At 56.2% G+C, this 13,127-nt stretch carries 13 protein-coding genes and 1 pseudogene; 8 read left to right on the forward strand and 6 right to left on the reverse strand.

The features are described from left to right. Positions 1-63 precede the first annotated feature (63 nt). The 4 genes and pseudogenes from ACR0AD_RS12935 to ACR0AD_RS12950 all read left to right on the forward strand — a co-directional run. Positions 64-447 (forward strand): annotated as a pseudogene (locus ACR0AD_RS12935) (tripartite tricarboxylate transporter permease); the annotation flags it as partial. Next, on the forward strand, positions 413-1,267 hold the full coding sequence (locus ACR0AD_RS12940) for an SDR family NAD(P)-dependent oxidoreductase (RefSeq protein WP_480487741.1): 855 nt from the start codon (positions 413-415) through the stop codon (positions 1,265-1,267). The pseudogene ACR0AD_RS12935 and the gene ACR0AD_RS12940, both read left to right, overlap by 35 nt. 23 nt (positions 1,268-1,290) lie before the next feature. Beyond that, positions 1,291-2,778 (forward strand): aldehyde dehydrogenase, encoded by a 1,488-nt coding sequence (locus ACR0AD_RS12945; protein ID WP_480487743.1) that lies wholly within the window; start codon positions 1,291-1,293, stop codon positions 2,776-2,778. Positions 2,779-2,794: 16 nt separating this feature from the next. Continuing rightward, positions 2,795-4,000 (forward strand): Tm-1-like ATP-binding domain-containing protein, encoded by a 1,206-nt coding sequence (locus ACR0AD_RS12950; RefSeq protein ID WP_480487744.1) that lies wholly within the window; start codon positions 2,795-2,797, stop codon positions 3,998-4,000. A 209-nt stretch (positions 4,001-4,209) separates the two neighbouring features. Here ACR0AD_RS12950 and ACR0AD_RS12955 read toward each other — a convergent pair whose 3' ends face one another. Then, positions 4,210-5,121, reverse strand: a complete 912-nt coding sequence (locus ACR0AD_RS12955) for a PhzF family phenazine biosynthesis protein (protein WP_480482885.1) — start codon at positions 5,119-5,121, stop codon at positions 4,210-4,212. 136 nt (positions 5,122-5,257) lie between these two features. On the opposite strand from ACR0AD_RS12955, the gene ACR0AD_RS12960 reads away from it, so the two are divergent. After that, positions 5,258-6,160 (forward strand): LysR family transcriptional regulator, encoded by a 903-nt coding sequence (locus ACR0AD_RS12960; RefSeq protein WP_480487746.1) that lies wholly within the window; start codon positions 5,258-5,260, stop codon positions 6,158-6,160. 337 nt (positions 6,161-6,497) lie between these two features. On the opposite strand, the gene ACR0AD_RS12965 is transcribed toward ACR0AD_RS12960, so the two are convergent. After that, complete coding sequence (locus ACR0AD_RS12965) at positions 6,498-8,153, reverse strand: FAD-binding oxidoreductase (protein WP_480487748.1); 1,656 nt, start codon at positions 8,151-8,153, stop codon at positions 6,498-6,500. Positions 8,154-8,222: 69 nt separating this feature from the next. Further along, entirely contained in the window at positions 8,223-8,843 is a 621-nt protein-coding gene (locus tag ACR0AD_RS12970; RefSeq protein ID WP_480487750.1) for a glutathione S-transferase family protein, read from the reverse strand. 171 nt (positions 8,844-9,014) lie between these two features. On the opposite strand from ACR0AD_RS12970, the gene ACR0AD_RS12975 reads away from it, so the two are divergent. Further along, on the forward strand, positions 9,015-9,902 hold the full coding sequence (locus ACR0AD_RS12975; protein ID WP_480487751.1) for a LysR family transcriptional regulator: 888 nt from the start codon (positions 9,015-9,017) through the stop codon (positions 9,900-9,902). Positions 9,903-9,973: 71 nt separating this feature from the next. Here the strand turns inward: ACR0AD_RS12975 and ACR0AD_RS12980 are convergent, their stop codons facing one another. The 3 genes from ACR0AD_RS12980 to ACR0AD_RS12990 form a co-directional block, all read right to left on the reverse strand. After that, positions 9,974-10,069 (reverse strand): hypothetical protein, encoded by a 96-nt coding sequence (locus ACR0AD_RS12980; RefSeq protein ID WP_480487752.1) that lies wholly within the window; start codon positions 10,067-10,069, stop codon positions 9,974-9,976. Between the two features lie 404 nt (positions 10,070-10,473). After that, positions 10,474-10,791, reverse strand: a complete 318-nt coding sequence (locus tag ACR0AD_RS12985) for a DUF3775 domain-containing protein (RefSeq protein ID WP_267363482.1) — start codon at positions 10,789-10,791, stop codon at positions 10,474-10,476. Positions 10,792-10,877: 86 nt separating this feature from the next. Beyond that, positions 10,878-11,651 carry a DUF1365 domain-containing protein gene (locus tag ACR0AD_RS12990; protein WP_480487753.1) on the reverse strand — a complete coding sequence of 258 codons (774 nt, stop codon included), beginning with the start codon at positions 11,649-11,651 and terminating at the stop codon, positions 10,878-10,880. A gap of 146 nt (positions 11,652-11,797) precedes the next feature. Between ACR0AD_RS12990 and ACR0AD_RS12995 the strand changes: the two genes are divergently transcribed. Both ACR0AD_RS12995 and ACR0AD_RS13000 read left to right on the forward strand, forming a co-directional pair. Beyond that, positions 11,798-12,454 (forward strand): sigma-70 family RNA polymerase sigma factor, encoded by a 657-nt coding sequence (locus tag ACR0AD_RS12995; protein ID WP_209598534.1) that lies wholly within the window; start codon positions 11,798-11,800, stop codon positions 12,452-12,454. A gap of 10 nt (positions 12,455-12,464) precedes the next feature. After that, a complete protein-coding gene (locus ACR0AD_RS13000) occupies positions 12,465-13,115 on the forward strand; it encodes a ChrR family anti-sigma-E factor (RefSeq protein ID WP_480487755.1) in 651 nt (216 codons plus the stop codon). Positions 13,116-13,127: the final 12 nt, after the last annotated feature.

The following is a 13,127-nucleotide window of genomic DNA, read 5'->3' on the forward strand; positions in this document are numbered from 1 at the left end:
CATCAGAACGCGGCGTAGATTGAAACTGCGGCGAGCCTGATCCTCCTAAGCCAATCAAACGCTCGTGTTCCAAATCATTCGATGACGGACATGGTGATCCTGGTTCTGTCGTTCGTCGGTATCTACTCGCTGCGGAACTCCGCCACCGATTGTGCCATTGCAGCTGTTTTTGGTGTGATGGGTCTGATCTTGAAACGACAGAACCTTCCGATTGTCCCGATCATTCTGGGCATGGTTCTTGGTGGAATTATGGAAGTGAAGCTGCGCTCGGCCATGGCTCGGGTTCGTGATCCGCTGGACTTTGTTGACCGGCCAATCGCGGCAGGTCTGGCCTTGGCCATCGTCCTGCTGATCGGTTTCCATTTCTGGGGTGTTATTCGCGAACGTCGCGTCGCCCAGCCGGAAATGGAACATGACCACGACATCCACGACAGTCAGCAAAGCTGATCCGCACTCGGAAAAGGAGCGCAAAATGGCACGATTTGACGGAAAAACCGTTCTGATTACCGGGGCCGGTACAGGTATCGGGTCAGCGATTGCACGCAGGCTAAGCGCAGAAGGAGCCAATGTAGCCGTTATGGGGCGACGGGCAGAGCCGTTGGAAGCGGTCGCCGGACCAATCAACGGGTTGGTTGTACAGGCTGATGCAGCAAATGCCGATCAGGTGAAGGCCGCGTTGGAAACGATCAACGCCCGCTTTGGCGCACTGGATGTGCTTGTCTGCAATGCAGGCGGGTTCAGCTTTGGAACGCTGACTGACAATACAAACGATGATTGGAACAAATCTGTTCAAGCCAATCTGAATACGGCGATGGTGACTGCCCGCGCTGCGATGCCAGATCTTATCTCGCAAAATGGCAACATCCTGATGATGGCTTCAATTGCAGGTCTGGCCGCAGGTCCAGAGGCTTGCGGTTATGTCACCATGAAACATGCCTTAATTGGTCTGGCGAAATCCATCACCCGCGACTACGGACGAAAGGAAGTGCGTTGCAACACAATCTGTCCTGGATGGGTACGCACCGAGATGGCTGATAGTGAGATGGAGGAGCTTGTTGAACGCAGGGGTCTTTCATCGATTGACGAAGCCTATGCCCTGGTGACCCGTGATGTACCACTGGGCAAACCGGCGATGCCGGAAGATATCGCCCATGCCGCTGCGTTCCTGTGTTCTGACGAGGCTGCCCTTATCTCGGGTGCGGTGCTGACCATTGATGGCGGGGCGACCATTGTCGATGTTCCCACAATCGCTTTTGCTGACAAGTAACAAGCCTTTAGAGAGGTTCCCCCATGCTAGATCAATCCCGCATAGACGAACTGCGCCACGCACCGGTTCCTCCGTTTCAACACATTATTGATGGCGAAAAACGCGACGCCTCTGACGGAGAAATGCTGGAGGTGATTTCACCCCTGAATGGTCAAGTCCTGACCACTATGGCGCGTGGAACAGTCGAAGATGCCAATCTCGCCATCGCCGCTGCACGCCGCGCCTTCGATGATGGCCGTTGGTCCGACATGGCCCCGGCGGCGCGAAAGAAAGTGTTGCTGAAATGGGCGGAGCTGATCGAGGAACACGCATTGGAAATTGCGGTTCTGGGCGTCCGAAACAATGGCACCGAAATCAGTATGGCCATCAAAGCTGAGCCTATGTCGGCGGCACACACAATTCGTTACTACGCCGAGGCGATTGACAAAATCTATGGAGAGGTTGCTCCGACTGATCCTTCCGTTCTGGCGTTGGTTCATCGTGAACCGGTGGGTGTTGTCGGCACGATCGTCCCTTGGAACTTCCCGCTGATGATCGGCTCGTGGAAGTTTGCACCGGCACTTGCAGCCGGGAACACCGTTGTGCTGAAACCCGCAGAAACCGCGTCATTGACGCTGGTGCGACTGGCTGAACTGGCGCTGGAAGCTGGCATGCCTCCGGGGGTGTTCAGTGTGGTTACCGGCAAAGGTTCGGTGGTTGGAGAGGCCATCGGGCTGTCGATGGACGTAGATGTCATGGTCTTCACCGGCTCAGGATTTATTGGCCGAAAACTGCTGGAATACTCCGCACGCTCTAATCTGAAGCGCTGTTATCTGGAGCTTGGTGGAAAATCCCCCAATATCGTCTTCGCGGATGCCCCGGATCTGGACGAAGCTGTCAAGGTATCGGCCAATGGTATTTTCCGCAACTCCGGTCAAGTCTGTATCGCGGGATCCCGTCTGTTGGTGGAACGATCAATCCATGACGAGTTTGTAGAAAAACTGGCAACCTTTGTCGAAACTCTCCGGCCCGGTGACCCACTGAATATCGCTTCGACTGCAGGTGCGGTAAACTCATTAAGTCAATTGAACCAGAACCTTGGTTTTGTGGAAGAAGCACGTGGTCTGGGGCGGGGCATCCGCACCGGCGGGAGCCGTATTCTGGAAGAAACGGGTGGCTATTTCATGGCCCCGACGGTTGTAACGGGGGTTCACCCCACCGATCGGCTGGCAACGGATGAAGTGTTTGGCCCGGTTCTTGCGGTCATTCCCTTTGACACCGAAGAAGAGGCAATCAAAATTGCCAATGGAACCGATTACGGTCTGGCATCCGCAGTATGGACGTCGAACTTGTCGCGCGCCCACCGCATGATCCGGGCCATTCAGGCAGGGGTTGTCCATGTAAACACCTATGGAGGGGCCAACACAACGGTTCCATTGGGTGGCGTCAAGCAGTCTGGCAACGGTCATGACAAATCGCTGCACGCCTTTGACAAGTATTTCGAGCTGAAAACAGCTTGGATCAAACTTTGAACCTGAAAGGCGGCCTATGACCAATCGAACTATTCTTGTCGTTGGGACCTATGACACCAAAGATGATGAACTGAACTTCATCTCTGACGTGATCCGTGAACAGGGTGGATTGGTGAAAACCATGGACATCAGTGTGCTTGGCGACCCCAGTCACCCCACTGATTACTCCAAGCATCAGGTGGCAGAGGAGGGTGGCCACACAATACAGGAAGCCATTGATGGCGGTGACGAAAACCTTGCGATGCAGATCATGGCCAAAGGTGCAGCCCTGCTGGTTGCACGGCTGCACCATGAGGGCGTGTTCGATGGCGTTTTGGTTTTGGGCGGTTCAATGGGGACCGATCTGGCCCTTGATCTGTGCTGTGCCTTGCCCATTGGTGTGCCTAAATACATCGTCTCAACTGTCTCTTTCTCGCCGATGATCCCGCCCGAGCGGCTGCCGGCAGACGTTCAGATGATCCTTTGGGCTGGTGGTCTTTACGGGCTTAACTCGGTCTGCGAAGCCTCTCTCCGGCAAGCTGCTGGCGCGGTTCTGGGGGCCGCACGCGCTGCCCGTCCGATGAAGAAAGACCGCCCTCTAATCGGGATGACATCCTTCGGCAAAACAGTCTTGCGCTATATGGTGCACCTGAAGCCCGCCCTTGAGGCGCGCGGGTTTGAACTGGCCGTTTTCCATGCTACGGGCATGGGAGGGCGCGCATTTGAAAGCCTTGCTTCAAAAGGTGAATTCGCCGCCGTTTTGGACTTTGCACCGCAAGAAGTCGGCAACCACATGTTGGGATCAGCCATCAGCGCCGGCGAAGATCGCATGACCAATGCGGGCAAGGCTGGTGTGCCGCAGATTGTTTCGATTGGGTGTTATGATCTAGTCGATTTGGTAGGCTGGCATCCCGTTCCTCCAGCGTTGGCGGATCATGACCTTCATGACCACAACCGACTAATTACTGCGGTCAGCATGAGCGCCGAGCAAAGGCGCGAGATGGCACGCACCATGTGCGCAAAACTTTCTGAAGCAACCGGCCCGACTGTTCTGCTTGTGCCGCTCAGAGGCGGTAACGAATGGGACAGGGCCGGGGCGATTTTGGAAGATGCAGAGGGACTTGCAGGATTCATCGAAGAGCTGAGAAAAAACTGTCCGGAAAACGTAACACTTGTGGAAATTGACAGCCATATCAACGATGTCGAGTTTTCAGACAAGACCTTGGAGATTCTGGATACCTAGCGCTCTGATCATGTGATCTGATTGGGTTGCCCGACTATTCAACGTGAACGTCACAATCTGAACGAGCGCCCCAGCAAAAGCTGCGATATCCGCGCTCGGAGAGAGTTCGTTGTTTTGAAGGGTCGCGGCAAGATTTGCGTGAAACCGCTCTTCAACTTGCTCGACAAAGCTGCGCGCAATGTTACACGCCGCCCCAAACGCTGTTTTAGTCACACCGACAATTGAAAGGACCGCATGACTTTGCCTTGCCCGCCTGCCATTAGACTGGCGATTGCGCCGTCACGAACTTCCAGTTCAACCTGAATCAAACTGGGCGAAGGGGTTTCCATGAACATGCCCTGTTCAATCAGAAACCCGTGCTGACGGCGGTGACCCAGGTCGTGCAGGACACAGGCCAGCGGCCCTGCGGCCATTCCCGTCGCGGCCTCTTCATCAATGGCATATCGGGGGGCGAACATGCGTGCAGTAGCGTCGCGCCCGTCCGAGCATTGGGCCGTTGTGAACACATAATATCCTATCAGGTCCAGACGGTCGCTGATCGTTTTGATCTGCTCGAAATCGGGTTTGATCGAAGCCAGAGTTTCCCTGTCAGCTACTCCGATCACGACAAAACTGTTGCCGGTATTGACCAGAACGGGCGGCATTTCGTGATCCAGATTGCTCGGGGACAACCCCAAAGAGCCCAAAACGTCCTGCAAACTGACACCCTGAGAGGTCCAATCTTCTGGCGTTTCATATCTAGGGGCCAACTGTTCCATAAACGCGGCACCATCCTTGATCAGAATCCGGCGCGGGCCGTCCACAGTTTCTTTTGAGGTTACAGGATCAGGAATACGGCCAAGTGCTTCCAGATGGGAAAAAGCGGCAATGGTCGCATGGCCGCAATGCGCGATCCTGCGGTTCGGGGTGAAGAAGTCCAGTTTGAAACCTTCGGTCGCGGATTGCGAGACAAAAGCGGTTTCGGACAGGCCAACCTGTGACGCGACCTTCAGCATCTGCGCCTCGGTTAACCCGTCGGCATCCAGAACAACCCCAGCAGGGTTGCCCCCTAGCCCGTTGTCCACAAAACCGTGCACGATCTGAACAGTCACGTTTTGGCCGATGGCTTGGCTTACATTCATGGCATTTCTCCCATTTCCTGCGGGCGCTTTTGCCTTAGCGGAGTGATTGTGTCTTCGCCTGAGACATAGTGTGTTTCAATTGTTGGCAGAATGATATTAAGCTTGAATTTATTATTCACTATTTTGGAATAATTACATGGACAAGTTTCGCGCGCTTCTGGTCTTTTCGAAGGTGGCCGACCTGGGTGGCTTTGCTGCTGCTGCGCGCAACCTGAACATGTCGCCACCGGCTGTGACGCGCACCATTTCGGTACTGGAGGGCGAGTTGGGCGTCCGTTTATTCGTAAGAACGACACGATCTGTCATGTTGACCGAAAGCGGGCGCAGATTTCTGGAAGATGCCAAGCGCATTCTCGTTGATCTGGAACAGGCAGAAAACGCTGCGGTCGGGACCTATGCGGAACCTAAAGGATTGCTCAACCTCACTTCGTCTGTGTTGTTTGGCAGATTGTTCATCACACCAATTCTTGCTGATTTTCTGGAGCACTATCCCAAAATCGAGGCGCGAACGCTGTACGTGGACCGGATCGTGAATTTAATAGACGAAGGTGTGGATGTTGGCGTCAGGATAGGTCCGCTTGCGGATTCCAGCCTTATGGCGGTGCGTTGCGGTTCTGTCAGACAGGTTGTTTTTGCAGCACCCGAATACCTTGAACAAGCAGGCGAACCCGAAAGCCCGGATGACCTGAACAGACATGTCCTGATCAATTCCCTAGCCCTGTCGCCGTCAGGCCAGTGGCAGTTTGACCACCTGGGCAACCCGAAGCTTGTGCGTGTTCATCCACGGATCAGCATGAATACCAACGATGCTGTAATCGAAATGGCACTTCGCGGTCAGGGTCTGGCCCGGCTTTTGTCCTATCAAGTCGCACCATATCTGGCGGACGGACGGCTAAAGGCAGTGTTATCTGATTTTGAACCGGCTCCTGCACCGGTTCACATCGTGCACCACGAAGGGCGGATGGTGTCCGCAAAGATTCGCGCATTTGTCGATTTTGCCGCAAGCCGCCTGAAACGTGAGGCAGCACTGGAATACTGAAGCGTCGAACTTCGACCTGCCACTTTTACCGCAGCTTGGGGAGGTTTCTGTGTCGGCAGGCGGCCGAAGGCGTCACACTTTTCTTAAGGCGTATATGCAATCGTAGGAACGACTTAGGAATAACAGCGAGAGGAACTGAGGAGTTGGTGTCTGACGCCTAAAAACTCGAACTACTCAAATACAAGCCGGTGAGTTTCGATTGAAAGCTGGAATGGCGAAATCATTCCGGCCGGTGAACGCTATCCCAACAACACAATGCGAACGAAACGAACCAAAGGCGCGTATGTCCTTGCTCTGGTGGTTTGAGTTTCATTTGCCCACGAAGGATCACGTCAAATCACCCAGTGGGGCCAAAACTTTCGGTGTGAATATGTTCCTGAGAGATGCCCCGGCGTTCCAGATCGGCCTGGATCTCGGCCATGAAACCGACAGGGCCGCACAGAAAGTAATGCGCGCTGGCATCGTTGACCAGTTGCGCCAGAAGCGCCCCATCGACACGGCCATGCGAGTCATAGTCCACTCCGAACTCATCCTCTGACGTTGGTTGGCTATAGGCCACATGCGTCGTGATCCCAGGCCGTCCGGAGGCCAGATCGTGAACTTCACCGGCCATTGGATGGTGCTGACCGTCCCGAGCGCCATGGATGAACCAGACAGGGCGGTTGCCGCGCTCGTCTGCGACCTTATTCAGAATGCTCAACATTGGTGTGATACCAACACCAGCGCTGACCAGAACCAATGGGCACCGGTCGCAAGTCATTGTGAAATCACCCGCAGGCCGACGGCTGTTGATGATTGCGCCTGGCTCCAAATGATTGTGCAGAAACTGCGATGCGATCCCTTTTGGCTCACGCTTGACTGTAATCCGATAGCGATGATTGTTCGGTCCGTTGCTGAGCGAATAGGTCCGGCGCACCGGTTCGGCGATCCCTGGAATTTCAAGCTCGATTGGCAGGTATTGCCCGGGCTCGAACCCAGCCAAGTGGCCACCGTCGCGGGCTTCGAAAACAAACGAGGTGACATCGACGCTTTCACGGATCTTTTCGATCAGGAGGAGCGACCGGACAGAATCTGCATCCGAAGTCCATCTAAGGCTGACTGCCGCGCGGATTTCCACGACCTCGTCAATCTCCAGTGTCACCAGCCGCCGCGCCCCGGGGAAATTTGTGATCTCATCGCTGGCCCAGTCGATCGAGGCGACGCCGGTCAGTTGCAGCAAGCTGCCGCTTTCGAAATCGATGAACAGAAATCCCGCCCTTGGGTCGAGCAACAGGTTGCCGATAGTGTTGAAGTGGTTATTGCCGGCATAGTCGGGAAACCGCAGCCGCCGGTTGTCCAGAACCTGCACGAAACCACGGTCGCCACCGCGATGGGACGCATCCATCCCGTAAGTCGGGCTTTCGCCCTCTTCGCGATAGCCGCTGGCGATAAAGAAAGTATCGGCTGTTTCGATCCACCGGGTCTGATCCGACGTCAAATACTGGCCGCGTGTCATTGGTCCGGGCCTCGAATCTTCAACCCGGCGCCATGCGCGTTCACGGATATACTGCGGGCAGTTGCCAAAGGTCTGGTCAACGTGAAAATCAAAACCGGTCGGAGTGACGCGTCCGGCGCGGCCATTGATGCGGTTGCGCCGACGCGTGGCCAGTTCAATACCAAGGATGCCAACATCGCTTTTGGGGTGAAGGGCACCGTGCAACGCATCGCCTTGGGTTGGCAAGGCAGTAATGGAAAGCGTTTTGTTATCTGGTGCAGAGACGAACCCGTCTGGCCCTTCCAATAACGTAACCCAGGGCCGACCTTGCGCATCGCGCGCGGCCATCACAAGAAACGGCAGGGCGGTATGAAGATCCCGATGCTGTTCGGGCATGTGGTCGCGGACAACTTTCCGTGCCCAGTGTTCAATGTCGCGAACACCCAGCCGCGCCTGCGCCATGTGTTCACCCCGATGAAAAGGGGAAGTGCTGCTGTCGCTGGGTTCGATGGAAATCATGGGGTCTCTCCTGGGGCGGCACGGTTTGGAGGCATACGCCCGGTCCTGACGGCCGGGCGCGCTCTGGTGTCAGGCGGCGAGGCCGACCTTGGTGCTTTGCATGGCCACAAAGCCGGGCAACGCCTCAACCCGGGCCAGCAGGGCACGGATATTGGGATAATCATCCAGTGAAACGTTTCCCTCAGGCGCATGGGCCGAATAGCTGTAGATCGCGACATCAGCGATGGATGGGCTGGTTCCGACCAGCCAGTCGCGTCCGTTCAAATGCGCCTCAAGCCGGTCAAAGGCGGATTTGGCGATGGCCTTGGCACGTTCTGCATCCAGTTGAGCGCCAAAAACGGTGATCAATCGTGCTGCCGCAGGGCCGTGGGCGATGTCGCCGGCGGCCAGCGACAAGAACTTCTGAACTTCCGCCTCGCGCACCGGATCAGTCGGCAGCCAATCAGGCGCGTATTTCCGCGCAAGGTACACGAGGATAGAGTTGGAGTCGGCGATCGCGATTTCACCGTCCTCAATCACCGGCACCTGCCCGGCAGGGTTCAGGGAAAGAAACGGCTCTTTCTTGTGTTCGCCAGACAGCAGGTCGACATCGATCAGCTCGTGATTGATGCCACCAAGCTTGGCGAATAGTTCCACCCGGTGTGAATGCCCGGACAAGGGATGACGGTGGATACGGATTGCGTTTGGCATGTCTGTTTCCTTTCGGAGGAGTTTCTTGGGAGCGAGCTGGCGATGTTCGTCAGCGGTCACTGGCTAGAACATGGCAAAACCTTTCTTAGTTATAATCCTGCGTTTTATTCAGTAACTATGAACAAATTGGGTATAATTGACCAAACACCAACCTGACGAAGGAGCGCTGCGTTGGATACAATTGACACGATGCGGGCATTTATGGCGGTTGCTCATGAGGGCTCGTTCACTGCCGCGGGGCGGCGGCTGGGCCTGTCTACCAAACTGGTCAGCAAGTATGTTGCCCAGTTGGAGGCCAAGCTATCGACGCAACTGTTCAACCGGACAACCAGAAGCGTTTCGTTGACGGACGTCGGCATCGCGTACCTTGAACGCTGCCGCCCGATCGTGGAACAAATCGACGAGCTGGAAGACCTTGTTCAGGAGCGGCAATCGGCACTGGCCGGGCCAATCCGAATAACCGCACCAACCGGGTTCGGCAGCATCAACCTGACTCAGGCTTTGGCTTCGTTTCTGCGGGCGCATCCGAAGGTCGATATCGACCTTAAACTGTCGGACTCGCGCGTGGCGCTTGTTGAAGAGGGGTTCGATCTTGCCATACGGATCGGGGTGTTGCGGGATTCGACCCTGATTGCGCGGAAGCTGTCCGATATGCCGCTGATCGTCTGCGCGTCGCCTGATTATCTAGCGGAAAGGGGGCGTCCGGGTGATCCGATGGCACTGGCCACACATAACTGCCTGATTGACGAAAATCCGGCCGACGCAACAGCATGGAGGTTTCGAGCCGGGACAAGGGATATTGTGGTCAAGGTGGCGGGAATGTTTCATGCCAATGCCCCGGCGGCGATTGCCAACATGGCGATCGCCGGGCTGGGTATTGCGCGTTGCCCGCACTATGTGATTGCCCGCAGTCTGGAAGAGGGTACCCTGGAGCGCCTGTTTCAGGACTATGAAACGGAAAATTTCGGCCTTTATGCGCTCTATCCACCCAATCGTCACCTGACGACCCGGGTGCGCGCGTTGATTGATTTTCTGGCGCAGCATTTTCGATCAGGCTGACATCCAGCAACTGAAACGGATCCACAGTCCAGCCACAACCGTGGCGGTTGTTCCGCAAATTCTTGAGAACGTTAGGCAGAACTTTCGTTTTGGTGAATGAGATGAAGAGTATTTCCCGCTTTGTCTAAAGCGCGGTAGAGATACATCCACTTTCCATGGACATGCACACGGACCTATGTGGCGTCCATGCGCCAAGAATTCAGTGTAGGACGCTTCATCGATTGCGCGCGCAGCGATCATCGGCGAAAACCGCTTGACCCACATGTTCTATGTAGCATGGTCCACGCGCAATCCCCGTTCAGCAATGATTTCCTCAAGGCCGCGACAGAAAACTGTCTACCTCAGTAGAAATACACGGCTTACAAAGCCGCACCTTTGGGAAAGTGGCGGCTTTTCAAGAAGATCACATAGAAACCTATTCGCAGCGGCTTCGAAGGCAAAGAGAAACCGAATACAGACTTTCACCAACCTCGCTCGAAAGCTTGACACCCCCGTCGCTGTTAGTCTGCCTTGGCGGGCAATATCCGGTGCCGCCAGACGCAGGCACCGGGCAGCGATGCCGACGAGGGGCCTACATCAGATCGTTTTCCACGTCTTCTGCAGATATTCCCAATGCGTCCAGACCATTCTCAAGGTGGTCAGACATATGCGGTGTTCCGATCAGGTAATCTGCACAAGGGGTCGATGCCTCGGACTTGGCGGTGGCGATGGCCTCGGCCAGATCTTCCGCAAAAAAGCTCTCGCGCCCGATCCACATGATGGCAACCAGTTCGGCCTGCTCGTCTTCGCTCATGCGGTCGATGAACGCCCGCAATTCGCCCTCGGCCCGGTTCAGTTCGCGGCCCATCATGGCGACCTGGGCGACTTTTCTTGCCGAGATTTCCATCATCTCTTCGACTCCTCGTGTTCGCGGTTGTTACGCCATCACAACCACCGACAGGGGCCCGCGTCTTTGATCTTGAACAAACAGGCTGGTCACTGCCCCACACGCGTTACTGGGTGATCAGGCACCGGTTCCCTGCGAAACGGGCGGAAGGCGGCTTTTTTCAGCCACAACCTGAAGGCCTGCCAGAGGATCAGCGCAAAAGTGCGACGCGAACCGAAAGGGCGACGCAGAAAAGACCAAAGGATCACCCGGCTGGTCAATGGCTGGCGCGGTCCGGTCAGTGTCGCGATCAACCCGCCACCCGCGCGCGTGTAGTCGATCCACACACCAACCCGATCCGGGCTGTAGTCGAAGCGGAACGTATAGCTGCCTTCAATCTTCTGGAAGGGCGAGACATGCATCACCTTTTCGGCCGCCAATCGGTCGGTTGGTTCGATGGTTGAAAAATCCGGCTTATGGCACAGATAACTGTGGCGCGTTCCAAAGGTGTTCGTCACCTCGGCCACCACGGCGTAAAGCTGATCATAGCGGTCAAAGCAAAACCAAAAACTGACGGGATTAAAAACGTGGCCCAGCACCCTTGGCTGGGTCAGCAGCATGACCTGCGCGGGTTGCGGAATGTCCATCTCGGCAAATCGCGCGCGCAGCCAGGCGGCACCATGGCCTTGACCTGGCTCTCCTCCGTGATCGCGGGTTCGCCAGTTGGTGACATTTGTCCGGTCCATTGAAAACAGAAAAGGCGTGGTCAACCGGGCTTCGGGATCAAACAGGATGTAATCGACAGAATACCGGAAGGCGTTGTCGATTGCCCCCTTGCGGCCGTGATAGGTGTGGCCTGCAACATGATCTATCGTTTTTGCCATCCGATATCTTCTGGTCCTTGCATAACCGCCAGAGCAGTCGCGATTTCTTTTTTGCCGCTGGTGTTCATATTACGAGACTTGGCCGGGAGCGGATCAAAATGTTCCGATAAAGTGATCCGGCTTGGGACATGCGCCGTATTATGGTTATGTTTACCGAGACCAATACAGCGACCTTGGACGGACCAGCGGTTGAAACACCCGCCCCTCAACCTTGGCGCGTCCACAAACGCATCAAGGGTAGGCGGGTGAACGAAATAAACAGCAAGCGCGAGACCAGGGCCGAATGGGTGGACCACGTCAGACGCATCCGGGATGCGCAGGATCAGGCGGCATTTGCCGAGCTGTTCCAGCACTTCGCGCCGCGTATCAAGGCGTTCCTGATGAAGTCAGGGGCTGATGCCACCATGGCAGAAGAATGCGCGCAGGAAGTGATGGCGACCTTGTGGCACAAGGCCCACCTGTTCGACCCGACGCGTGCCACCGTGGCCACATGGGTGTTCACCATCGCTCGGAACAAGCGCATTGACGTGCTGCGCAAGCAACGCCGCCCTGAACCCGAAGATCTGGGTTGGGGTCCCGAGGCTGAGCCCGATCAGGATGACGTCATCGCGCTGCAACAGGAAACCGCGCAACTGCGCACCGCCTTGAAGGCGTTGCCGGATGCACAGCGGGACCTGATCGAGAAGGCATATTTCGGCGACCTGAGTCACCGGGAAATCGCATCGCAGACCGGGTTGCCGCTGGGAACGATCAAATCACGCATACGGCTGGCGCTGGACCGCCTGCGCCACGCGATGAACTGAGATGAGTAAGATGAGCAAGTTGATCAAACATCACCTGACGGATGACCTGCTGATGGCCTATGCCGCAGGCGGTCTGCCCGAAGCCTTCGATCTGATGGTCGCCACGCATCTGTCCCTGTGCGACCACTGCCGCGCGCGCGCTGAAAGTTATGACGCCGTTGGCGGACAAGTTCTGGACGAGCAGAGTGAGGGTGTCAGCATGAGTGAAACTTCACTGGCGGCCACGATGGCTTTGATCTCCCAAGGTGCTCCGGCGCCCAAGCCCGTTCGCCCGGGATGTGCAGTTCTGCCGGCCCCGTTGCAGGATTACGTGGGCGGAACAGTCAAGGACATCCGCTGGAGGTCGATAGGTATGGGCGTCAAACAGGCGATCCTGCCGACCACCAAAGACGCCACCGCCCGCTTGCTTTTCATTCCGGCCGGTGCTGCCGTGCCGGATCATGGCCACAACGGCATGGAGCTGACAATGGTTCTGCAAGGGGCTTTCTCGGACGAGGTTGACCATTTTGCCCGTGGCGATGTTGAAATCGCCGACGAGGATCTGGAACACACACCTGTCGCGGATATCTCGGAAGACTGCATATGCCTGGCGGTTACGGATGCGCCGCTGAAATTCAACAAGCTGATGCCGCGCCTGTTCCAGCCCTTTTTGCGTATCTGAACCCTTGCAGGC

The sequence above is a fragment of the Ruegeria sp. BH8 genome, from assembly GCF_056538065.1.